Origin of the sequence: Actinophytocola sp. (assembly GCF_036555685.1) — a bacterium.
Taxonomy (GTDB): domain Bacteria; phylum Actinomycetota; class Actinomycetes; order Mycobacteriales; family Pseudonocardiaceae; genus Actinophytocola.
In genome coordinates, this window is the sequence record NZ_DATBKY010000019.1 from 40,003 (window position 1) to 61,509 (window position 21,507).

Annotated in this window: 22 protein-coding genes; 12 read left to right on the forward strand and 10 right to left on the reverse strand. The window is 70.8% G+C overall.

All coding sequences use genetic code 11. The features are described from left to right. The first annotated feature begins 139 nt into the window (after positions 1-139). Positions 140-1,114: a nitric oxide synthase oxygenase gene (locus VH969_RS02085; protein WP_331969412.1), complete on the forward strand. Its 975-nt coding sequence runs from the start codon at positions 140-142 to the stop codon at positions 1,112-1,114. Positions 1,115-1,148: 34 nt separating this feature from the next. Further along, positions 1,149-2,450 (forward strand): amidohydrolase family protein, encoded by a 1,302-nt coding sequence (locus VH969_RS02090; protein ID WP_331969414.1) that lies wholly within the window; start codon positions 1,149-1,151, stop codon positions 2,448-2,450. Here the strand turns inward: VH969_RS02090 and VH969_RS02095 are convergent. The 6 genes from VH969_RS02095 to VH969_RS02120 form a co-directional block, all read right to left on the reverse strand. Then, positions 2,447-3,124: an SDR family oxidoreductase gene (locus tag VH969_RS02095; RefSeq protein ID WP_331969416.1), complete on the reverse strand. Its 678-nt coding sequence runs from the start codon at positions 3,122-3,124 to the stop codon at positions 2,447-2,449. The two genes, VH969_RS02090 and VH969_RS02095, sit on opposite strands and share 4 nt — an antisense overlap. Before the next feature lie 55 nt (positions 3,125-3,179). Next, the gene (locus VH969_RS02100; RefSeq protein WP_331969418.1) at positions 3,180-5,273 is read right to left on the reverse strand and encodes a PhoX family protein; all 2,094 of its coding nucleotides are present in this window, start codon (positions 5,271-5,273) and stop codon (positions 3,180-3,182) included. 51 nt (positions 5,274-5,324) lie between these two features. Then, positions 5,325-6,020: a hypothetical protein gene (locus tag VH969_RS02105; protein WP_331969420.1), complete on the reverse strand. Its 696-nt coding sequence runs from the start codon at positions 6,018-6,020 to the stop codon at positions 5,325-5,327. After that, positions 6,020-6,667 carry a SigE family RNA polymerase sigma factor gene (locus VH969_RS02110; protein ID WP_331969422.1) on the reverse strand — a complete coding sequence of 216 codons (648 nt, stop codon included), beginning with the start codon at positions 6,665-6,667 and terminating at the stop codon, positions 6,020-6,022. The genes VH969_RS02105 and VH969_RS02110 overlap by 1 nt, the downstream gene beginning before the upstream one ends. 2 nt (positions 6,668-6,669) lie before the next feature. Then, the gene (locus VH969_RS02115; protein ID WP_331969424.1) at positions 6,670-6,864 is read right to left on the reverse strand and encodes a hypothetical protein; all 195 of its coding nucleotides are present in this window, start codon (positions 6,862-6,864) and stop codon (positions 6,670-6,672) included. Between the two features lie 90 nt (positions 6,865-6,954). Further along, positions 6,955-7,290, reverse strand: coding sequence for a hypothetical protein (locus VH969_RS02120; protein ID WP_331969426.1), 336 nt, complete (start codon positions 7,288-7,290; stop codon positions 6,955-6,957). On the opposite strand from VH969_RS02120, the gene VH969_RS02125 reads away from it, so the two are divergent. Beyond that, positions 7,285-7,452: a winged helix-turn-helix transcriptional regulator gene (locus VH969_RS02125; protein ID WP_331969428.1), complete on the forward strand. Its 168-nt coding sequence runs from the start codon at positions 7,285-7,287 to the stop codon at positions 7,450-7,452. The two genes, VH969_RS02120 and VH969_RS02125, sit on opposite strands and share 6 nt — an antisense overlap. Positions 7,453-7,456: 4 nt before the next feature. Here the strand turns inward: VH969_RS02125 and VH969_RS02130 are convergent, their stop codons facing one another. Together VH969_RS02130 and VH969_RS02135 are read right to left on the reverse strand one after the other, a co-directional pair. Further along, positions 7,457-8,548: an inositol-3-phosphate synthase gene (locus VH969_RS02130; protein ID WP_331969430.1), complete on the reverse strand. Its 1,092-nt coding sequence runs from the start codon at positions 8,546-8,548 to the stop codon at positions 7,457-7,459. A gap of 121 nt (positions 8,549-8,669) precedes the next feature. Then, positions 8,670-9,251, reverse strand: coding sequence for a PadR family transcriptional regulator (locus VH969_RS02135; RefSeq protein ID WP_331969432.1), 582 nt, complete (start codon positions 9,249-9,251; stop codon positions 8,670-8,672). A 271-nt stretch (positions 9,252-9,522) separates the two neighbouring features. On the opposite strand from VH969_RS02135, the gene VH969_RS02140 reads away from it, so the two are divergent. The 3 genes from VH969_RS02140 (at position 9,523) to VH969_RS02150 (ending at position 14,602) form a co-directional block, all read left to right on the forward strand. Then, positions 9,523-9,930 (forward strand): DUF5318 domain-containing protein, encoded by a 408-nt coding sequence (locus VH969_RS02140; protein ID WP_331969461.1) that lies wholly within the window; start codon positions 9,523-9,525, stop codon positions 9,928-9,930. A 70-nt stretch (positions 9,931-10,000) separates the two neighbouring features. Further along, complete coding sequence (locus VH969_RS02145; RefSeq protein WP_331969434.1) at positions 10,001-12,880, forward strand: transglycosylase domain-containing protein; 2,880 nt, start codon at positions 10,001-10,003, stop codon at positions 12,878-12,880. 201 nt (positions 12,881-13,081) lie between these two features. Continuing rightward, a complete protein-coding gene (locus VH969_RS02150; protein WP_414638412.1) occupies positions 13,082-14,602 on the forward strand; it encodes a glycosyltransferase family 87 protein in 1,521 nt (506 codons plus the stop codon). A gap of 4 nt (positions 14,603-14,606) precedes the next feature. Here VH969_RS02150 and VH969_RS02155 read toward each other — a convergent pair whose 3' ends face one another. Next, positions 14,607-16,037, reverse strand: coding sequence for a glycosyltransferase family 87 protein (locus VH969_RS02155; protein WP_331969468.1), 1,431 nt, complete (start codon positions 16,035-16,037; stop codon positions 14,607-14,609). A 74-nt stretch (positions 16,038-16,111) separates the two neighbouring features. Further along, a complete protein-coding gene (locus VH969_RS02160; protein ID WP_331969436.1) occupies positions 16,112-16,882 on the reverse strand; it encodes a deoxyribonuclease IV in 771 nt (256 codons plus the stop codon). 195 nt (positions 16,883-17,077) lie between these two features. On the opposite strand from VH969_RS02160, the gene VH969_RS02165 reads away from it, so the two are divergent. The 6 genes from VH969_RS02165 to dnaB all read left to right on the forward strand — a co-directional run. Beyond that, positions 17,078-18,091, forward strand: coding sequence for a hypothetical protein (locus VH969_RS02165; protein WP_331969438.1), 1,014 nt, complete (start codon positions 17,078-17,080; stop codon positions 18,089-18,091). Between the two features lie 73 nt (positions 18,092-18,164). Further along, positions 18,165-18,461, forward strand: coding sequence for a 30S ribosomal protein S6 (gene rpsF / locus VH969_RS02170; RefSeq protein ID WP_331969440.1), 297 nt, complete (start codon positions 18,165-18,167; stop codon positions 18,459-18,461). Between the two features lie 17 nt (positions 18,462-18,478). Then, on the forward strand, positions 18,479-18,961 hold the full coding sequence (gene ssb, locus VH969_RS02175; protein ID WP_331969442.1) for a single-stranded DNA-binding protein: 483 nt from the start codon (positions 18,479-18,481) through the stop codon (positions 18,959-18,961). Positions 18,962-19,019: 58 nt separating this feature from the next. Beyond that, positions 19,020-19,265: a 30S ribosomal protein S18 gene (rpsR, locus tag VH969_RS02180; RefSeq protein ID WP_331969444.1), complete on the forward strand. Its 246-nt coding sequence runs from the start codon at positions 19,020-19,022 to the stop codon at positions 19,263-19,265. 14 nt (positions 19,266-19,279) lie between these two features. Beyond that, a complete protein-coding gene (rplI, locus tag VH969_RS02185; protein ID WP_331969446.1) occupies positions 19,280-19,732 on the forward strand; it encodes a 50S ribosomal protein L9 in 453 nt (150 codons plus the stop codon). Between the two features lie 485 nt (positions 19,733-20,217). Further along, positions 20,218-21,507: replicative DNA helicase (gene dnaB, locus VH969_RS02190; RefSeq protein WP_331969448.1), on the forward strand; the 1,290-nt coding region annotated here is incomplete at its 3' end.

A 21,507-nucleotide genomic window follows, 5' to 3' on the forward strand; every position in this document is an offset into this window, starting at 1 on the left:
AATCGAGCCGCCCCTTGCCGGGACCGATACCCACGAAGTGACCGCACTCCGCGACGGGCCCCTGCCGTCTCCACCGTCTCCCGCCGCCGGGCGCGATCCACAACGGACCCAACCCGGCTCGTCCAACCGGCGGTCGGCGGTGGCCACCTACGCCGCGGCCGAGGAGTTCCTGCGCGCGTTCCACCGGGCGCGGCCGAAGGCCGGCCAGGTGGAGGTCCGGCTCGCGAAGGTCCGCGCGGAGATCGCCGCCACGGGCACCTACCGGCACAAGCCGGCCGAGCTGGCGTTCGGCGCGCGGATCGCGCTCCGGGACAGCGGCTGGTGCCCGGCCGACGTGCCGTGGCGCGGGCTGCTCGTGCGGGACCTGCGGGACATCCGCGACAGCGCGGAGGTGGCCGTCCAGTGCGTGCGGCACCTGCGCGCGGCGACCAACGGCGGCCGCGTGCGCCCGATGGTCAGCGTGTTCGCGCCGGACACGCCGTGGCGGCCGGGACCGCGCATCCGCAACCACCAGCTGGTCCGCTACGCCGGGTACGCCGAGCAGAGCCGCGTTCTCGGCGACCGGCGGTACGTCGGGTTCACCAGCGCGGTGTGCCGGCTGGGCTGGCGGCCACCCACCGGGCGGAGTCCGTTCGACATGCTGCCGCTGGTCCTGCAGACCGAGCACGAGGGGATCTCGCTGCACCCGCTGCCGCGTGACCTCGTGCACGAGGTGCCGCTGGAGCACCCGGAGCTGCCGTGGTTCGTGGGGCTCGGGCTGCGCTGGCACGCGGTGCCGGTGATCAGCAACATGCGGCTCGTCATCGGCGGCATCACCTACCCGGCCGCGCCGTTCAACGGCGTCTACATCTGCCAGGCGATCGGTGCGGACGTGCTGGCCGACGACGGCGCGTACGGGCTGGTACGCCACGTCGCCGAGCGGCTGGGCCTGGACGTGTCGTCGGAGCGCACGCTGTGGCGGGACCGGGCGGTCGTCGAGCTGAACCGCGCGGTCGTGCACTCGTTCGACGCGGCGGGCGTGACGATCCGGCACACGGCGGCCGGCTTCCTGCCCGCGACCGGCGCGCCGACGCGGCCGGCGTTTGTCCCGTGGGAAGGCGAGGCACTGAACTGAGGCGACCGCCGCGGGCTGCTGGCAGGATCTCCGCATGCGTCTCCGTGCTCCCGTGGTGCTGCCCTGTGATCCCGCCTGTTCGGTCCTGCGTGACGCCGTCGTCGACGTGTCGCCGGCGGGCCGGCTCGGCTACGTCGGCCCGGCCGCCGACGCGCCGGCGTCCGAGGATCCGGTGCGCACGCTGTCCGGCATCGTGCTGCCCGGCCTGATCAACACCCACGCCCACAGCGCCATGACCGTGCTGCGCGGGATGGGCGGGGACCTGCCGCTGCTCCGCTGGTTGCAGGAGGTCGTGTGGCCGGCGGAGGCGAAGCTGACCCCGGCGGACATCGAGGCGGGCATGCTGCTGGGCTCGGTGGAGATGCTGCGGGGTGGCATCACGACGAGCGTCGAGCAGTACTTCCAGACCGACCACCTGGTGCGCGCCCTTTCGACGACCGGCCAGCGGGCGCTGCTCGGCCCGGCGATCGTGGACACGCCCGGGCACAACTGGCGGGCGCAGCTGGACGAGGTCAGCGCCCGCATCGACGTCGACGGCCGCTTCTGCGGGCGGGACGGTCGCGTCGAGCTCGGGTACGGCCCGCACTCGGCGTACACGCTGCCGCCGGAGGCGCTGACGCTGGTCGGCGAGGCGGCCCGGGCACGCGAGGCGCTGGTCCTGATCCACGTGGCGGAGTCGGCGGAGGAGGACGCGGCGCAGCGGGCCGAGTACGGCTCGGTGCCGCGCATGCTCCACGAGGTCGGCCTCTACGGCGGCCGGGTGCTGGCTGCGCACTCGATCCACCTGTCCGATGCGGACATCGCCGAGTTCGCGCGTGCCGGGGTGGGCGTGGCCCACTGCCCGGGCTCGAACGCGAAGCTCACCTCGGGCATCGCGCGGGTGCGTGACATGCGCGCGGCCGGTGTCCGGGTCGGCCTCGGCACGGACGGCCCCGCGAGCAACGACGACCTGGACCTGTGGGAGGAGATGCGCCTGGCCGCGCTGCTGGCCCGCCTGTCCACGATGGACTCCACCGCGCTGACCGCGTCGGACGTGCTGCTGATGGCGACGCGGGGTGGCGCGGAGGCCGTGGGGCGCACGGACATCGGCGCGCTGGAGGAGGGCCGCTGGGCGGACCTCGTGCACGTCGCCGTGGACGATCCGGCCTTCGCGGCGGGCCTGGACGTCCCGGACGAGCAGCTGCTGGCGAACCTGGTCTGGGCGGCCGGCGCCCGCCTGGTGCAGGACGTCTGGGTCGGTGGCGAGCAGGTGGTCGCCGACCGTGAACCGACCACGGTGGACAGGACGAAGGTGCAGGAGGCGGCGGGCGCGGTCAACCGGCGCCTGCGCGGCTAGCGCTGGCGGATGATCACCTGGTGGACGTGTGCGTCCGCCGGCGTGCCGAGCGCGGCCGTGATCATGCCGGCCACCGACTCCGGTCGCATGTACTTGTCCGGCTCGTAGTCGCCGCCCTCGAACTCGCGGACCTCGCGCTGCATGTCCGTCGCGGTGCGGCCGGGGTGTACGGACGTGACGCGCACGTTCGGCTCCTCGGCACGCAGCACGTCGGCGAACGCGCGGAGGGCGAACTTGCTCGCCGCGTACGGGCCCCAGTTCGGGTTCGCGTTCAGGCCGGAGCCGGAGTTGACCAGGACCACATGGCCCGAGGCCGCGCGAAGTGCGGGGAGCAGCAGCCGGGTCAGCTCCGCGATCGCCACCACGTTGATCTCGTACGACTCCCGCCAGTCGGCCGGCGTCACCTCGGCCACCGGGCCCAGCCGCGAGATGCCGGCCGAGTGGACCAGCACGTCCAGCCGGTCGATGCCGGCCACCGCGGCGCGGACGGCGGCGTAGTCGGTCAGCTCCACCGGCCACGGGCGCGCGCTCGGGAGGTCGGCCGCGACCGCGGACAGCGCCGCCTCGTCGCGACCGCCGAGCAGCAGGTCGTGGGTGTCCGCCAGGGCGAGTGCCGTCGCCGCGCCGATGCCGCGGGACGCGCCGGTGATCAGAGCCAGGGGCCGGTCGGTCATGGCGCCCACGGTAGGCGAAGGGGCCGCGCCCCGGCGGAGCGCGGCCTGCCTCCCCCTACGTCTGCTTGTACACCGCCACGACCGACGGTCGCGGCTGGCTGTCGCCGCCGTCCGGCCAGTGCGAGGCCGGGTTGTCCGCGCTCGCGTCGTCGAGCTCGCCCGGGTGCTGCGCGGACACCAGCACGAAGTCGTCCCGGACCACCGGGCCGCACGTCTCCGCGCCGATCGGCACGGTCAGGAACTGCTTGACGTGCCCGCGCTCCCGGCCCTCCACCGGCACCGCGAACAGGCCGTCGTTCGACCCGAGCGCGTTGCCGTCGGTCGAGATCCACAGGTTGCCCGAGCTGTCGAACGCGACGTTGTCCGGGCACGAGATCGGGCTGACCTGCGACTTGTCGTAGCCGCCGAAGTACGTGTCGGGCGAGCTCGGGTCGCCGCACACGAGCAGCAGCTGCCAGGCGAACCGGGTCGCCGTGTTGTCCCGGCGTGCCTCCTCGAGCTCGAGGACGTGCCCGTGCTTGTTGGCCACCCGGGGATTGATCTCGGTCGGCCCTTCCTTGCCGGGGTTGCCGCGGTCGGTGTTGTTGGTCAGCGCCGCGTACATCCGCCCGGTCCGCAGGCTCGGCTCGACGTCCTCCGGGCGGTCCATCTTGGTCGCGCCGGCCGCGTCCGCCGCGGCACGGGTGAAGACGTAGACCTCCTCGGCCGTGAAACCGTCCACGAAGGACCGGTCGTTGCGCGCGAGCGGGAGCCACTCGCCGCTGCCGTCGAACTCGCCGTCGGCGGGCAGCCGGCCGGAGCCGTCGATCTCCGAGTCGGGGCTGTCGCCGGTGAACTTCGCGACGTAGAGCGTGCCGGAGTCGAGCAGCCGCTTGTTGTGCTCGCGCGCGTGGCGGCTGCCGCCCTTCTTGAACCTTCCGTCGGACACGAACTTGTACAGGTACTCGAACCGCTCGTCGTCGCCCATGTACGCGACGACCCTGCCGTCCCGCGCCACGATGACGTTCGCGCCCTCGTGCTTGAACCGGCCGAGGGCGGTGTGCTTGAGCGGGTTGCCGGTTGGGTCCTGCGGATCGATCTCGACGATCCAGCCGAAGCGGTTGGCCTCGTTGGGTTCCTGCCCGAGGTCGAAGCGCTTGTCGAACCGCTCCCACTTGCGGTCGGTCACCCCGGCCGGGAAGCCGTAGCGGGCGAGCCGGGCCCGCGCCTGCGGGTCGGTGACCGCGTCCGCGTTGGCGAAGTACTGGTGGACGTTCTCCTCGCCGGACAGGATCGTGCCCCACGGCGTGACCCCGCCCGAGCAGTTGTTCATCGTGCCGAAGACGACGGTGCCGCCCGGGTCGGCCGACGTCTTCAGCAGGTCGGACCCGGCCGCCGGCCCGCGCACGGTGAACGGCGTGTTCAGCGTGATCCGCCGGTTGTGGGTGCGGTCCAGCACGACGCCGAGCCTGCCGCGACGGTTCTTCTCGACCACGACGACCGACAGCCCGTGCGCGGCGAGTGCGACCTCGAACTGCTCGCGGGTCGGGTTGTCGGCGTCGTAGCCGTGGAACATGAACACCTCGCTGGCGTACTCGTGGTTGTTGACCATGAACCAGCGATCGCGGCAGCCCGGCACCTCGACCAGGCCGCAGAAGTCGTTGTTGAAGCCGAACTGCTTCGACTGGGCCGCGGCGGTCTGGTTGGCGAAGTCGAACTCCGGCGCGCCGGGGACCACCGGGTCGCCCCACCGAATCAGCACCTCGTGCTCGTAGCCGGGTGCGGTGACCACCGCGTCCTCGGTGTTCGGCGCGACCGGCTCGAAGTCGAGACCCGTGCCGCCGTGGCCGCGGCCGGTGCTTCCGTGACGTTGCGGGGCAGGCGCCGCGGCGGCCGAGCCGGCGCCGAGCGTCGCCGCGCCCGCCCCGGCGAGAGCCAGCACGGCGCCGGCCTTGAGCACGTTGCGACGGGCAACGATCTCCCCGACGACGTCGCCGAAGTACGGGTTCGCCGACGTGTTGGGTGCCTCGTGGGCGCACTGGTTGCCGCAGCGGTAGCGGCAGGTGACCGCCGCCCGGCCGAGCGGATGCTCGGCCAGCAAGGGAAGGAGCCGGGATTTTTCGGGGGATGACACGCGAAGCCTCCTGGTCAGTGGGAACCCGCTGACCATAGGAAAGCGACACGAGCGGAACAAGGGTACGAAGCGAACAAAAGCGGACGACTAGGTTATGCCCTCGCAGACGAGCTTGCCGTCGGCATCCCAGGCCGTGTACCCGAAGCCGTCGGGCCGGCCGCCGAAGTCCGCGAGGAACAGGGTGGCGTGCTCGTTTCGGTCGAGCTCACGCACCTGGGCCGCCGTACCGTTGCCGCGCCGCACGGCGAGCGTCGCCACCCGCGGGTCGGTCAGGAAGACCAGCCGGTTCGCGAGCATCCCCGTGTCGTCGGCCGGGTCGCCGTTGAGCAGCTCCCGGCTCTCCACGAGCGAGGGGCCGAGCCCCATCGGCCAGACCGGTACCGGCTCGCAGCGCAGCCGCACCGTCCGGTCGCCGGAGTGGGCGAGCGCGGTGCAGTACTCGGTGCCCTGGAGGTAGCCGACCGCCCGCAGCGTCTCGCCGTCGCGGGTGATCGTGCCGAGCACGGGCAGCTCACGTCCGGGCCGCGTCGTCGACATGGCGGCAGCCGCCGACCCGCCGTTCGACTGGGACGGCGAGGACGAGTCCTGGTTCGCCACCACCGGGACGAACACCGCGGTCACGACGACGGCCGCGGCGGCCGCGGTCAAGGCCGGCGCGCGGCGCCGCGCCCGGCGGCGGGCGGCGAGCCGGCGGTCCAGCTCCGCCTTCGGGTCGTCGCTGGACGCCACCTCTTCGGCGAGGACGCCGAGCCCCGCCCGCAGCCGCTCTTCGATGTCCGGCATCAGCGTTCCTTCCCGTCTGCCTCCGGCCAGGCCTTGCGCAGGTTCGCGAGCGCGTGGTTGGCCGTCGCCTTCACGGTGCCGACCGCGATGCCGAGGGTCTCGGCGATCTGGTTCTGGTCGAGGTCGAGCCAGTACCGCAGCACCAGGACCTGCCGCTGGCGGCGCGGCAGCGTCGCCAGGACATCGCGCAGCCGGTGGTGGTCCTGCCCGGCCAGCACCTCGGCCTCGGCCGACGCCGCGTCGAGCTGCCGGTCCTGCGGAGCGGTGCGCACGACCCGCAGGTGACGCAGCCGCGAGCGGGACAGGTTCACCACGGTCCGGCGCAGGTAAGGCAGCGCGAGGTCCTCGCTCGCAAGCGATTGCCACCGGCCGTGCAGCCGCACGAACGACTCCTGCGCGATGTTCTCCGGATCGTCCGCGCCGAGCAGGAACGCGAGCCGCTTCATCGCCTCGAACGCCTCGTCGAACAGGGCCGCGAAGACGGCGTCGAACCCCGCACCGGCGTCGGTACGGGGTTCGCGCGTGCTGTCGGTCGCCGTGTCCACGCCCCCTTGACGCCTGCCACGGCTCCCGGGTTTAGCGCAGAAGCCGATCTCCTCCCGGACGAGGACCGCCGTGCCACGGCCGGGCAGGAACTCGCGCTCCATGATCAGCAGCTTGCCGACGAACGACGCGTTGCCCGTGTGCCGGTGCCGGTCGTGCTCGCGCGGTAGGCGTAGGTCCACACCCGGCGCAGCGCCGTGTCGAGGTCCGGCACCACCTTCTGCGCGCCGACCCCCCAGATCGTCCGCTCCGCGCCGGCCGCGTACGGGCCGAGCTGGCTGCCGCTCGCCGACGCGGCCACGAGCGCCGTCCTCGGTGACCGCGTGCACGCTGCCGACGATCACTTCCGGAGCCGCGCCCATGGCGATCATCGTGCGGATGTCGGCCGGGTCTACGTCGGCGAGGTCGGGCGCGCACCCGACCGGAAGTCGCCCGCCGTGTCCACGTCCGCCTGGATTCCGGAGATCAGCATCGTCTCGCTCACCGCGGTGAACACGGACCTGTCGCGCGGCAGCAGCCAGCGGACCAGCACCCGGGCCTGCGCCGCGGTGTACACGACGTGCGCGGTGTAGCCGCGTTCGGTCAGGCCCTTCGCGGCGCGGCTCAGCTGTGCACGGCTCGCCGGCACGGCGAAGGACTCGTCGATCGGCAGCGGCTCGATCTCGGTCTCGGTCGTGTTCCCCTGACCGCCACCCTGCGCGCGCTCGAGCGTGACAGCCTCGTGCACCGCACGATCCACCCGGTCGTGCCGCCGCGCGTCGACTACCGGCTGACCGCCCTCGGCCTGACCCTGCTCGACACCGTCTGCACACTCATGGGCTGGGCCGTCGACCACGCCGACGACATCGACGAGGCGCGCGCCGCGTACGACGCGCGCCTCGAGAGGTGAGCGCTCAGCGGTCGACCTCGCCCGCGATGAACTTCTCCACCGCCTCGTAGGCGACCGAGTCCGAGTACTGCTCGGGCGGGGACTTCATGAAGTACGACGACGCCGACAGGATCGGGCCGCCGATGCCGCGGTCCAGCGCGATCTTCGCGGCCCGCACCGCGTCGATGATCACGCCCGCGGAGTTCGGCGAGTCCCAGACCTCCAGCTTGTACTCGAGATTCAGCGGCACGTCGCCGAAGGCCTTGCCCTCCAGCCGCACGTAGGCCCACTTGCGGTCGTCCAGCCACGGCACGTGGTCGGAGGGCCCGATGTGGACGGACGCGCGCTCCATCTCGTGCGGGATCTGCGAGGTCACCGACTGCGTCTTGGAGATCTTCTTCGACTGGAGCCGCTTGCGCTCCAGCATGTTCATGAAGTCCATGTTGCCGCCGAAGTTGAGCTGGTACGTGCGCAGCAGCTCGACCCCGCGGTCCTCGAAGAGCTTGGCCAGCACCCGGTGCGTGATGGTGGCGCCCACCTGGGACTTGATGTCGTCGCCCACGATCGGCAGGCCGGCCTCGGTGAACTTGGCCGCCCACTGCGGGTCCGAGGCGATGAACACCGGCAGCGCGTTGACGAACGCCACGCCCGCGTCGATCGCGCACTGCGCGTAGAACCGGTCCGCCTCCTCCGAGCCGACGGGCAGGTAGGACACCAGCACGTCCGCCTTCGCCTCGCGCAGCGCCGTGACGACGTCGACGGGGGACTCGTCGGACTCGGTGATGATGTCCTGGTAGTACTCGCCGAGACCGTCGAACGTGTGGCCGCGCTGGACGCTCACCCCGAGCGGCGGCACGTCGCAGATCTTGATCGTGTTGTTCTCGCTCGCCACGATCGCCTCGGACAGATCGCGGCCGACCTTCTTGGCGTCCACGTCGAACGCGGCGACGAACTCGACGTCACGCACGTGGTAGTCCCCGAACTGCACGTGCATCAGGCCAGGGACGCGGGTGGCCGGGTCGGCATCGCGGTAGTAGTGCACTCCCTGCACCAACGACGCCGCGCAGTTGCCGACGCCGACGATGGCCACCCGGACACTGCGGCGCTGTTCGCCCATGCCGGTTCTCCTTCTCGCTGTGTTGATCTCGCTCGGTCTCACTGTTCGTTCCGTGGACGCCCCTGTACCACGGATGTGCGTGCACAGATCCGCGCTGACCTGCCGGCGCCCGGCTCGCTCGCTACGGGCCGCCGTCCTGCCGTTCCTTCTGCTCCCTCTGTTCGGTCGCGATGAGCTCGTTGAGCCAGCGGACCTCCCGCTCGCTGTGCTCGAGCCCGAGTCGGTGCAACTCGCGGGTGTAGCGGTCGATCTGCTCACCCGCGCGCGCCATCGAGGAGCGCAGCCCTTCCCGTCGTTCCTCCACCCGGCGCCTGCGGCCCTCCAGAATGCGCATCCTGATCTCGGCCGGTGTCCGCGAGAAGAACGCCATGTGGACACCGAAGCCGTCGTCGTCGTACGCCTGCGGTCCGGCGTCCGCCAGCATGTCGGCGAACCGTTCCTTGCCCTCGGCCGTCAGCTTGTAGACCCGCTTGGCCCGCTTTCCCCAGCTCCTGGCCCCGCGGTCGTCGACGCCGGAGCCGGCCTCGACCGCCGGGGTCTCCTCGACGATCAGCCCGGCCTTCAGCAGCCGGCGCAGCGTGGGGTACAGCGAGCCGTAGGAGAACGTCCGCAACGTGCCGAGCATGTCGTACAGCCGTTTACGCAGCTCGTACCCATGCATCGGGGCCTCGTGCAACAGCCCGAGGATCGCGAACTCGAGCACCGGCGCCCTTTCTCGTGCTGATGTGTCGTGTGGTTCGACCTACCGATCCACTATATCGCGCCGATACATCAGCGACACGTCCACAAAGTGGACGTGGGCTTGATCACCGGTGTCCGGGCGTTACGGAAAAGATTCACGGACGATCACCTGGCCGCTCGCGAACAAGATCGCTGGTCAGATCACGGCTACGACGCAGAGTGGCGACGCGCCCGCGTGCCGTTATGCCAAACAGCATCTCGACGTGATAACGGCGCCGCGTACGCTGTGGGTCGTGCAAACACAGCGCCAGGTGGTTGACTACGCGCTGCAGCGCAAGTCGCTGCTCGCGGAGGTCTACGCTGGCCGCGTCGGCACCATGGAGGTGTGCGACGCCAACCCCTACTTGCTGCGCGCGGCCAAGTTCCACGGCGCCCCGAGCGACGTGACCTGTCCCGTCTGCCGCAAAGAGCCTGTTACCAGGGTGTCCTGGGTCTATGGTGACGCGCTGAAGCATGCGTCGGGATCGGCGAGGGCCCCCGAGGAACTCGCCAGGATGGCGAACCTCTTCGAGGAGTTCACCGTGTATGTGGTGGAGGTATGTCGTACCTGCGGGTGGAACCACCTGGTGCAGTCATACGTCCTGGGTACGCGTGGACTCGAGGATGATCGAAAGCCACGTAGAAGGACCGCGGCGGAGTGAGCCATCACGACGTCGTGAATGACCACCGCACGGCGCGTTCGCCCACCGCGCCGCTCTGGGAGGCCTGTAAGTGAACGACCACCACAGCCACCGGCGAGGTGCCAGCTCGCCGGCGTGGCCATCTGGCGACGACCCCGACTCGCCCGCCAACCGCGCTGAGCCCCAGGAGCGCACCGGCTTCTGGAGCCCGCTGTGGGACGACGACGAGCATCCCGCGGGCGGTCCGCACGTCGGCGGCCGGACCAACGGGCGGGGCGGCGCCCACCACGTCCGGCCCGCGACGAACGGGTCCAACGGCTCCAACGGACGCGCGGCCCACCGCCTGCCCGACGACGATCCACGCGCCGGCGCCAACGGCGCACACCACGCGGCGCCGCCGCCGCGGGCCGCGCGTCCGTCGAGCAGCCCGGCCTGGCCGACCGAGGAGCCGCCGGCCCCGCCGCAGCGCCCGAACGGCCGTCCGAACGGTGCCGCCACGAACGGTGCCCACCCCAACGGCGCCCACCCCAACGGCGCCCGGCCGCAGCCCGGCCAGTCGACGCGTGTCGTCCACCCGCGCCCGGCCGGTCCCCCGCGTCCCGGAGGTCCCGGTGGCCGCCCCGGTCCCGGTGGGCCGGGCATTCCGGACGGCCCGACCGAGCACCTGTCTCCCGTGCACGGGTTCAACAAGCCCGAGCCGGAGCTGCTGACCCACCGCGAGCTCGACTACGACGACGGCCGGTACGAGGAAGAGGACTACGAGCCGCAGGGCCTCTACACCGACCAGGACGTCCCGCTCAGCGAGGACCAGCGCCGCCGGCGCCGCAAGAAGGTCTGGCGCCGCGTCCGCCGGGCGGCCTACGTGGCCACCGCGCTCATGATCATCGGCCCGATGATCGGGTTCTTCGTCGCCTACCAGATGGTCGACGTGCCGTCGCCGGAGTCGGTGCGGCAGAACCAGGGCCAGACGGTGACGCTGCAGTTCGCCAACCGGGCGCAGATGGGCAAGGTGGTTCCGCAGGGCGGCGAGAACCGCACGCTCGTCAAGTACGAGGACATCCCGAAGGACGTCCTGCACGCGGTGTTCGCCGCGGAGGACGCCGACTTCATGACCAACCCGGGCTTCGACATCTCGGGTGTGCTGCGCGCCGGCTGGAACCAGCTGACCGGCGGCGAGGGCGGTGGCTCGACCATCACCCAGCAGTACGTGAAGAAGGCCACGGGCAACGAGCAGAAGACCGTCACGCGCAAGGCGCTCGAGGTGGTCACGGCCTACAAGATGAACAACACCTATCCCAAGGAAGAGATCATCACGGCCTACCTCAACACCGTCTACTTCGGACGGAGCGCGTACGGCATCTCCGCCGCCGCCCAGGCCTACTACAACAAGCCGCTCAAGAAGGTCACCGCCGAGGAGGCGGCCCTGCTGGCGGGCATGATCCAGAACCCGAGCCGCTACAAGGACCAGGACTACATGCAGCGGCGCTGGAACTACGTGATGGACCAGATGGTCTCGCACAACTGGTTCCCCGCGGACAAGCGCAGGGACGCGAAGTTCCCGACGATGTCCGACCTGGACAAGGCCCGGCCCGGCGCCATCACCGGCCCGGCCGCGCACATCAAGAACGCGGTGATCAAGGAGCTCCAGGAGCGGGCCGGCATCAGTGAGGACGAGCTCTACGAGAAGGGCTACACGATCCGCACCACGATCGACCGGCGCGCCCAGGCCGCGGCCCAGGCGGCGATGAAGGAAGTGATGACGGGCCAGCCGAAGAACATCCGGCCCGCGCTCGTGGCGGTGAACCCGAAGAACGGCGCCGTGCTGGCCTACTGGGGCGGCTCGAACGGCGCCGGCCTGGACTGGGCGGCGACGAGGCAGGAGCCCGGTTCCTCGTTCAAGCCGTTCGACCTCGTCGCGCTGCTCGAGAAGGGCAAGGGCCTCGCCGAGCGGTACGACGGCACGTCCGGCCGGATGTTCCCGGGCCGCACGGCGCCGGTGCGCAACTCCGGCGGCGCGTCCTGTGGCACGCAGTGCACCGTGGCCGAGGCCATGAAGCGCTCCATCAACACGGTGTTCTACGACGTCGCCGTCAACACGGTCGGCACCAACAGCGTGTGGCGGGCCGCGAAGCAGGCCGGCATCACCTCCGACCTCAACGGCAAGGCCGCCGACGACCTGGCGCCGGACGGCAACATCGCCATCGGCGGTGGTGACACGCAGGTGTCGACGCTGGAGATGGCGTCGGCGTACGCGACGTTCGCGGCCGACGGCACGTACCGCAAGCCGCACCTCGTGTCCCAGGTCCTCTGGCCGGACGGCAAGCTCAAGTGGCAGGCCCCGGACGAGGACAAGCCGGCGTTCGACCCCAACGACTCGAGCAGGAACCACCAGATCGCCCGCAACGTGACCGAGTCGCTCAAGCCGGTGATCGAGTACTCGCACCTCAAGTGCCCGGGTGAGCAGGTCTGCGCCGGCAAGACCGGCACGCACCAGTTCGTCGGCGCGGCCGAGGAGAACGCGAAGGCGTGGATGGTCGGCTACACGCCGCAGGTCTCCGCGGCGGTGTCGATGGGTGCCGAGTCGCCGAAGGGCAAGCAGATGCCGCTACGCAACGCCGACGGCAACATCGTGTACGGCAGCGGCCTGCCGGGCGCGGTCTGGCAGGAGTTCATGCAGCGGTATCTGGACAACGTGAAACCGGAGGACTTCGGCGAGTTCGAGGCCATCGGCGAGGACTTCCATGACGTCGACCAGACGCAGGAGAACAAGCCGGACGAGGACAACCGGGATGACGGGCGCGGCCGCGGCCGCGACGACGGGCGCGGAAACGGGAACGGCAACGGGAACGGCGGCGGCGGCAAGCCGAGCCAGTCCGAGACCCAGCAACCGAGCATCCCCGGTGGACCGGATCCGTCCGATCCGGGCGGCGACCCCGACCCGTCCGGTCCGGTGTTCCCGCCGATCGGATGACAGGTAGCCGCACGGCCGTGGACGCTGCCCCGTAGCATCGCCCGCGTGCCAGGTGAGAGCGATCGCGACGGCCCCGCCGAAGATCGCGCCGACGAGCGCGACGGCGGGGTCGTCGGCTCTTCGGCTCCGGTGCACGCTCCGGTAGACGCTCCGGTAGACGTCGACGAGGAGGTCGACGAGGAGGTCGGCGACACCGCGACGCTGACCCCGGCCGAGCGCGTGATCCCGACGTGGACCGAGCCGCTCGCGACGGCGGCGAGCGCGCCGATCGGCGGACCGCTGGGCCGGCACGCGGCGATCGGCCGGCACTGGTTCTGGACGCCGCTGCGAGTGGCGCTGCTGATCGCCGTCATCGGCCTGGCGATCGGCTGGTTCGGCAAGGCGGCGTGCGTCCAGCAGTACTACAACGAGGACTCGAAGAAGCTCGAGCTCGACTGGCGGTCGAACCGGCCGTTCACCGCCATGTGCTACTCGGACATCATCCCGCTGTACTCGGCGGAGCGGCTGAACGAGGGCGGCTTCCCGTACAAGACGAGCTGGATCGACGACGAGGGCAAGCCGACCGCGCACGTGCGGTACATGGAGTACCCCGTGCTCACCGGGCTCTTCCAGTGGGTCAACGCCAAGCTGGCCGACGGCTGGCTCGCGATCGCCGGCGCCGGCTGGCTGCCCACCGGCCTCGCGGTCACGGTGTTCTTCGACATCTCCGCGTTCTGGCTGGCGCTCGCCTGGCTGGTGACGATCTGGGCGGTGACCAGAACCGCCCGGCGACGCCCGTGGGACGCGGCCCTGATCGCGGCGTCGCCGCTGCTGCTGGTCCACGCGTTCACCAACTTCGACACGCTGGCGACCGCCTTCGCCGCGACCGGCATCCTCGCCTGGGCGCGGAAGAAACCGGCGCTCGCGGGCGTGCTGCTGGGCCTCGGCGGTGCGGCGAAGCTGTATCCGCTGTTCGTCCTCGGCCCGCTGCTCGTGCTCTGCCTGCGCGCGGGCCGCATGCGCGACTGGGCGCGAACCGCGCTCGCCGCGATCATCGCGTGGGCGGTGGTCAACCTCCCGATCATGCTCGGGTACCCGCGCGGCTGGTGGGAGTTCTTCCACCGCAACAGCTTGCGCGGGGCGGATCCGGACTCGCTGTACAACGTGGTCAGCCAGTTCACCGGCTGGGCGGGCTTCGACGGCCGGCTCGGGTTCGGCCAGACACCGGTGTGGCTGAACGCGGTGAGCGGGCTGCTGTTCGTCGTCTCCTGCGCGATCATCGCGTTCATCGCGTTGCAGGCCCCGGTCCGGCCGCGGCTGGCGCAGCTGAGCTTCCTCGTGGTGGCGGCGTTCCTGCTGACCAACAAGGTGTGGAGCCCGCAGTACTCGCTGTGGCTCGTGCCGCTGGCCGTGCTCGCGGTGCCCCGGTGGCGGATCCTGCTCGCCTGGATGACGCTCGACGCGCTGGTGTGGGCGCCCCGGATGATGTTCTACCTCGGCGACGACAAGAAGGGCCTGCCGATCGACTGGTTCCTGTCGTTCGTCGTGCTACGCGACCTCGCGGTGCTGGGCCTCTGCGTGCTCGTCGTGTACGAGATCTACCACCCGGCCCGCGACCTCGTCCGCCAGGGCGCGGGCGGCGTCCCGTTGGACGACCCGGCGGGCGGCGTGCTGGACGGCGCCCCGGACCGCCTGACCCTGACCGTGACCGGCTTCCGCCGGGCGAACGCACCCGCGCGGTAGCGGCTCAGGTGGCCAGCGCGCTGCGGCGGCCCGGCGGTTCGCCGGTGCCCTCGGCAAGCGGGTCGTCGTCCACTGTGGACCTCGCGACCAGGAACGCGTAGAACAGGCCCACCAGCAGCACCGCGCGGCCCCACACGCCGACCATGACCGCCTGGGCGGCCAGACCGTCGTAGATGCCGCCGTGCTTGCCGTAGAAGATCTCGTAGTACCAGCGGAAGATGCCGATCCCCATCGCGAGGTCGGCCAGGAAGTACGCGAGGATCCAGCCCCACCTGATCCGCAGCAGCACGAACATGGGCACGAGCCAGAGCGTGTACTGCGGCGAGTGCACCTTGTGCAGCAGCAGGAACCCGCAGAGCATCGCCGCGGACACCGCCACCCACGGGTACGTGCCCTCCTTCACGTACCGCCGCCAGCCCAGCGCGCACGCGATCACGAACGACACGAGCATCAGCGTCGGCGACAGCACGCCGATCAGGTCCTGCACCGGCTTGTTGTCCGGGTCCGAGTACGGGCGCAGCCCCCAGAACCAGATGGAGTTCGTCGTGATGTCGGCCTTGCGCTGCAGCTGGAAGGTGAACGACGCCTTCCACCCCTCGAAGCCCGCCAGCGCGAACGGCACGTTCACGACGACCGCGGTGATCAGGGCGGTCAGCGCGATCTGGCACGCGGCGAGCCAGTCCGGCACCTTGCGAGTGGCCTCCCGGCCGCCGCGACCGCCGGTGAGCACGTAGAGCATCAGCGGCAGCACGAAGATCGCCGGGTACACCTTGAACGCGAAGCCGAGGCCGAGCAGCACGGCCGCCGCCGTGGCGCGGGTCAGCAGCGGCCGGTCCACGCCGCGCTTGCCCCAGCCGCGGTGCACGACGTAGACCGCCGCGACCGCACACGCCACGACCGGGAGCTCCCAGTTGTGGAAGGCGTACAGGACGAGCGGCGGCCCGATCGCCCACAGCAGGGCTCGCCACCGGGACAACTTGCCGAGGAACCACGCGGTCAGCAGCCCGAACGGGGCCAGCACGAGCGCGGAGTAGAGGAGGAACTGGGCGTCGGTGTTCGCGAACAGCGCCGAGGCCCAGATGATCACGCCGGTCAGCACGGGGTACTCGACGACGCCGCCGACCGGCTGGCCGTCCGGGGTCAGCGCGCCGTCGACGTAGGGAAAGACGTGCCGGTCGATGTCCCGGCCGATCCACAGGAACTGGATGTCGGAGTAGCAGACGTCCTGCTTGCTGCGCTTGTCGTAGTCCGGGCCGCTGCGCCCGAGCTTGTCGTACTCCGGGCCGGTGCAGCGGTCCTTGTTGAGGAAGCCGAGCAGCAGCGTGACGCCGCAGAGCGCGACGAGGACGACGAGCGCGAGGGTGCCGAACCGGCGGGCCGGGCCCCTGCGGCGCGGGCGCGGCGGCACCTCCCCGTCAGGGAGATCCTCGGACATCCGCTCGTCCGCCATCCCTGACGAGTTCCTCTCCTCCTCCGGCGAGGCGTCGACTCCGCCGGCCGGCAGGCTGCTCACCGTCCCGTGGCCTCGCGCAGGAACGCGATGTCCTCCGCCTGGCCGTCGGCCGGGGTCTCCACCACGACCGGCGAGCCGGCCTCCTTGGCCACCGCCGCCAGCAGTTCGGGATCGATCATGCCAGTCTTGATGTTGGCGTGGCGGTCCCGGGCGGAGTCGAACTCGTCGCGGGAGCTGTTGAGGTGGACCAGGTCGATGCGGCCGGTGATCGCCTTGACCCGGTCGACGATGCCGGCGAGGTCCTCGCCCGCCGCGTGGGCGTGGCAGGTGTCGAGGCAGAACCCCGCGCCGAACTGGCCGACCTCGTCCCACAGCCGGGCCAGCATGTCGAACTTGCGGGCCATGGCGTTGTCGCCGCCCGCGGTGTTCTCGATCAGGATCGGCAGCGGGAAGCCGCCGGCCTCGGCCTGGCGCTCGAAGAACTTGCGCCAGTTGACCAGGCCTTGCGCCGGGTCCTCGTCCCTGACGACGTGCCCGCCGTGGACGATGAGTCCCTTCGCGCCGGTGGCCGCGGCCGACTGGGCGTACTGGGTGACGGTCTTGCGCGAGGGGATGCGGATGCGGTTGTTCGTCGACGCGATGTTGACCGGGTACGGCGAGTGGACGAACACCTCGATGCCGGCCTCGCGGAGCGCGTCGGCCTGCGGGTGCGGCGGCTGCGCCTTCCAGCTCTGCGGGTCGCCGAGGAAGAACTGAACGACATCCGCGCCTCGCTCGCGCGCGGCGCCGAGCGGGTCGTCGCTGTGGATGTGGGCGCCGATGCTCATGGCCCGCGAGCGTAGTCGCCGTGTCCGACACAAACCTGAGGTGCCTGCTCGTTTGTGACTACTCCGGTCGGCCTACCCCGGACGGGTCCACCTGCGGCCTGGAATCGATTCGCCTGGTCACCGTCACCGCGGCCGGGTTACCTTCGTTAGGTCTGGTAGGTGCTTACCCCACCGGAGCAGGACCGGGAGGACAAGATGCGAGGGCGTGTACGTGCCTTGGTGGCCGCGGCCGCACTCGTACTCGGCGTCTCCGTGACCGGGCTGGCGGCGAGCGGCACGGCCAGCGCGTCGCAGCCCATCGTGGTCGGCGACTGCTCCACCACCGTGCGCGGTGAGCCGGGCACACCGCTGGCGATGAGCTCGGCCGCGGTGCTATCGCCGGTGATGAACGTCGTCGAGGCCATCCCGCTGCTCGGCAAGGGCCTGGCCGACCAGATCCGCGCCCGCGTCTCGAGCATGGGGAACATCCCGCTGGGCACCGTGCCGAGCGCGGACACCTCGATCTCCGGCGGCACGATCGCCGCGGCCGCCGTGCCTCGCATCAAGGCCGCGATCCAGAGCATCCCGCTCATCGGCCCGGTGCTCGGCGAGATCGTGAGCGGCGTGCAGGGTGCGCTCTCCTCGGGCTGCGGCATCGTCGTCGACGTCCTGAACACCGCCGCCGCGCCCGTGCAGGACGGCACGAAGGCCGTCGCCGGCACCTCCGAGAAGGTGGTCGGCGGGCTCGTCCCCGGGGGCGGCGGCTCGGCTCCGGGTGGTGGCAACGGCCCAGGTACCGGCACGCCGGGTGGCGGCAACGGCCCGGGCGCCGGCAACCCCGGCACGAACATGCCCGGCCCCAACTCCCCGCCGGTCGGCGGCTACGAACCCGGTGGCTGGTCGCTCTACCAGCCGGGCCTGTGGAACTTCGGCCGCTGGCCGATGGCCGACTACGGCTCGGTCCCGTTCGCGCAGGCCGGCCTGTTCTCCCCGTCGCCGGGCGTCCGCTACGGCGGCAGCGTGCCGGGCTACACGCCGGAGTTCGGCATCCTCGGCACGGACAACAAGGGCGACGGCGTCCAGGCGGCCGGCCGCGCGGAGGCGCTGACCCCGCCGGAGGGCCAGAAGATCGCCCTCCCGGTGCTGCTCGCGGTGCTCGCCCTGTCCGTGGTGACCGCGGCGCTCGTGCGCACCTGGGTGCTGCGCCGGGCCCCGGGTGTGGCCCTGTAGCCTGTCTTCCGCAAGACCCCTCCTGCCACGGAGAGTCCGTGGCCGCCGAGTCCACAGGAGGTGAGTGGTCTTCATGCGTCATTACGAGGTCATGGTCATCCTCGACCCCACTCTCGACGAACGCACGGTCCAGCCGTCGTTGGACACCTTCCTCAACGTCATCCGCACTTCCGGCGGCAACGTGGAGAAGGTCGACGTGTGGGGCAAGCGTCGGTTGTCGTTCGAGATCAAGAAGCACACCGAGGGCATCTACGCGGTGCTCGACGTGAACGCGGATCCGGACGCGGTGAAGGAGCTGGACCGCCAGCTCGGTCTCCAAGAGTCGGTGCTGCGGACTAAGGTCCTGCGGCGCGACCCCGCGGGGGCCTGAGACCGGGAGGTACAGCAATGGCCGGCGACACCGTCATCACAGTGATTGGCAACCTGACCGCCGATCCGGAGCTGCGGTTCACGCAGTCCGGCGCGGCGGTGGCCAACTTCACCGTCGCCTCGACGCCTCGAACCTTCGACCGCCAGTCGGGCGAGTGGAAGGACGGCGAGGCGCTTTTCCTGCGGTGCAACATCTGGCGGCAGTCCGCTGAGAACGTGGCCGAGTCGCTTACGCGCGGCGCTCGCGTCATCGTCAGCGGCAGGCTCAAGCAGCGCTCCTTCGAGACCCGCGAGGGCGAGAAGCGCACTGTCGTGGAGCTGGAGGTCGACGAGATCGGCCCGTCCCTGCGGTACGCCACCGCGAAGGTCAACAAGGTGAGTCGCGGCAGCGGCGGGGGCGGCTATGGCGGCGGCTCCGGCGGCGCGCCCGCCGACGACCCGTGGGGCTCCGCGCCGCCCGCCGGCTCCGGCGGCGGCTTCAGCGACGAGCCCCCGTTCTGACCGGACACGCACCGCACCAAGACCAACTGACTGACTGAAGTATCGGGAGAGACCAATCGTGGCCAAGCCACCCATTCGCAAGCCCAAGAAGAAGGTTTGCGTGTTCTGCAAGTCGAAGAAGTCCGACGCGCAGCTGATCGACTACAAGGACACCACGCTGCTGCGGAAGTACATCTCCGACCGCGGCAAGATCCGCGCCCGCCGGGTCACCGGCAACTGCAGCCAGCACCAGCGCGACGTCGCCATCGCGGTGAAGAACGCGCGGGAGATGGCGCTGCTGCCCTACACCTCGACCGCGCGCTGATCAGGAGTCCGCAGATGAAACTCATCCTCACCGCCGACGTGGCCGGCCTCGGTGGGCCGGGCGACATCGTCGAGGTCAAGGACGGCTACGGGCGCAACTACCTGCTGCCGCGCTCGCTCGCGATCGTCGCCTCCAAGGGCGCCGAGAAGCAGGTGCAGACCATCCGCCGCGCGCAGCAGGCCCGGGCCATCCGGGGCCTGGACCACGCGCGGGAGGTCAAGGCCGCGCTCGAGGGCATCGGCCCGGTACCGCTGAAGGCCAAGGCCGCGGCCGGGTCGGGCAAGCTGTTCGGTTCGGTCACCACGGCCGACATCGTCAACGCGGTCAAGGCGGCCGGCGGCCCGGTGCTCGACAAGCGCACCGTCGAGCTGTCCGGTCATATCAAGACCGTCGGCAAGCACTCCGTCAACGTGCGGCTGCACCCGGAGGTCACCGCGGCGTTCAAGGTCGAGGTCACCGCCAGTTGATCTGACGGAGAGTAACTGCTCTCGCTTCAGCCCCGTGTCGGGTTCCCTGAGCTCGATACGGGGCTGGCTGCGTTACAGAGTTATCCACATGTGGGTTAACCCGTCGGCGAGCGCGCCGCGCGACACGCCGACGAGGCGATTTCTCACGACACGCCGGGTCTGAGACGGATAGTTTTTCCACAAGCTGTACACAGCCCTTGACCTGGCCGTATATCTCCCGTTGAGCAACCTGTCCACAAGTTGTCCCCACCGGGATTCACGCCTGTGGTTCGTTGCCCGGCGGCATCCCCAGGTTGTCCACAGAAGCGTCCCCAACGGCGTTTGGCACGGCACGACCGGCACCTCTAACCTCTCGTCCGGCTCCTCGCTCTGCGTAGCAACGAGTCCCGCGACACGCCGATGATCCTGGGGTTCTTTACGCACACGCGGCGGCCGCCTAGCGTGTAGTATCGAACACCCGTGCGATGAACTAGGAGGGGTTCTCGGTGGCGTTGACCGATGACCGTGCGCCAGCGACCGCCCCGGCGGAAGGTGCGCTCGACCGGCAACCGCCCCAGGATCTCGCCGCGGAGCAGAGCGTGCTCGGCGGCATGATGCTGTCGAAGGACGCCATCGCGGACGTCGTCGAGGTGCTGCGTCCCGGTGACTTCTACCGGCCGGCACACCAGGCGGTGTACGACTGCGTGCTCGACCTCTACGGCCGGGGCGAGCCGGCCGACGCGGTCACGGTGTCCGCCGAGCTGGAGCGGCGGGGGGAGCTGCGCCGGGTGGGCGGCGCGCCGTACCTGCACACGCTTATCGCGACGGTGCCGACGGCCGCGAACGCGGGGTACTACGCGGAGATCGTCGCGGAGAAGGCGATCCTGCGGCGGCTGGTCGAGGCCGGCACGCGGATCGTGCAGCTGGGCTACGCGGGCGCGGACGGCGCCGACGTGAACGAGGTCGTCGACCGCGCACAGTCGTCGATCTACGACGTCACCGAGCGCCGGATGAGCGAGGACTACGTCGCGCTCGAGGAGCTCCTGCAGCCGACGATGGACGAGATCGACGCGATCGCCTCCCGCGGTGGCTCGTCGCTCGGCGTGCCGACCGGCTTCGAGGATCTGGACGCGGTGACCAACGGCCTGCACCCCGGCCAGATGATCATCGTGGCGGCTCGGCCCGGTATCGGTAAGTCGACGCTGGGGCTGGACTTCGCGCGGTCGTGCTCGGTCAAGCACGGCATGACCAGCGTGATCTTCTCGCTGGAGATGAGCCGCACCGAGATCGTGATGCGCATGCTGTCCGCCGAGGCCAAGATCCGCCTCGCGGACATGCGCGGCGGCCGCATGACCGACGACGACTGGACCCGGCTCGCTCGGCGGATGAGCGAGGTCAGCGAGGCGCCGCTGTTCGTGGACGACTCGCCGAACATGACGATGATGGAGATCCGCGCGAAGGCGCGGCGGCTCAAGCAGCGGCACGACCTCAAGCTGGTCGTCGTCGACTACATGCAGCTGATGACGTCCGGCAAGCGTGTCGAGTCCCGCCAGCAGGAGGTGTCGGAGTTCTCCCGGCAGATCAAGCTCCTCGCCAAGGAGCTCGAAGTGCCGGTGGTGGCGATCAGCCAGCTGAACCGCGGGCCCGAGCAACGCACGGACAAGCGGCCGATGCTGTCGGACCTGCGTGAGTCGGGCTCCATCGAGCAGGACGCCGACATGGTCATCCTGCTCCACCGCCCCGACGCGTTCGAGCGCGACGACCCCCGCGCGGGCGAAGCCGATCTCATCCTCGCC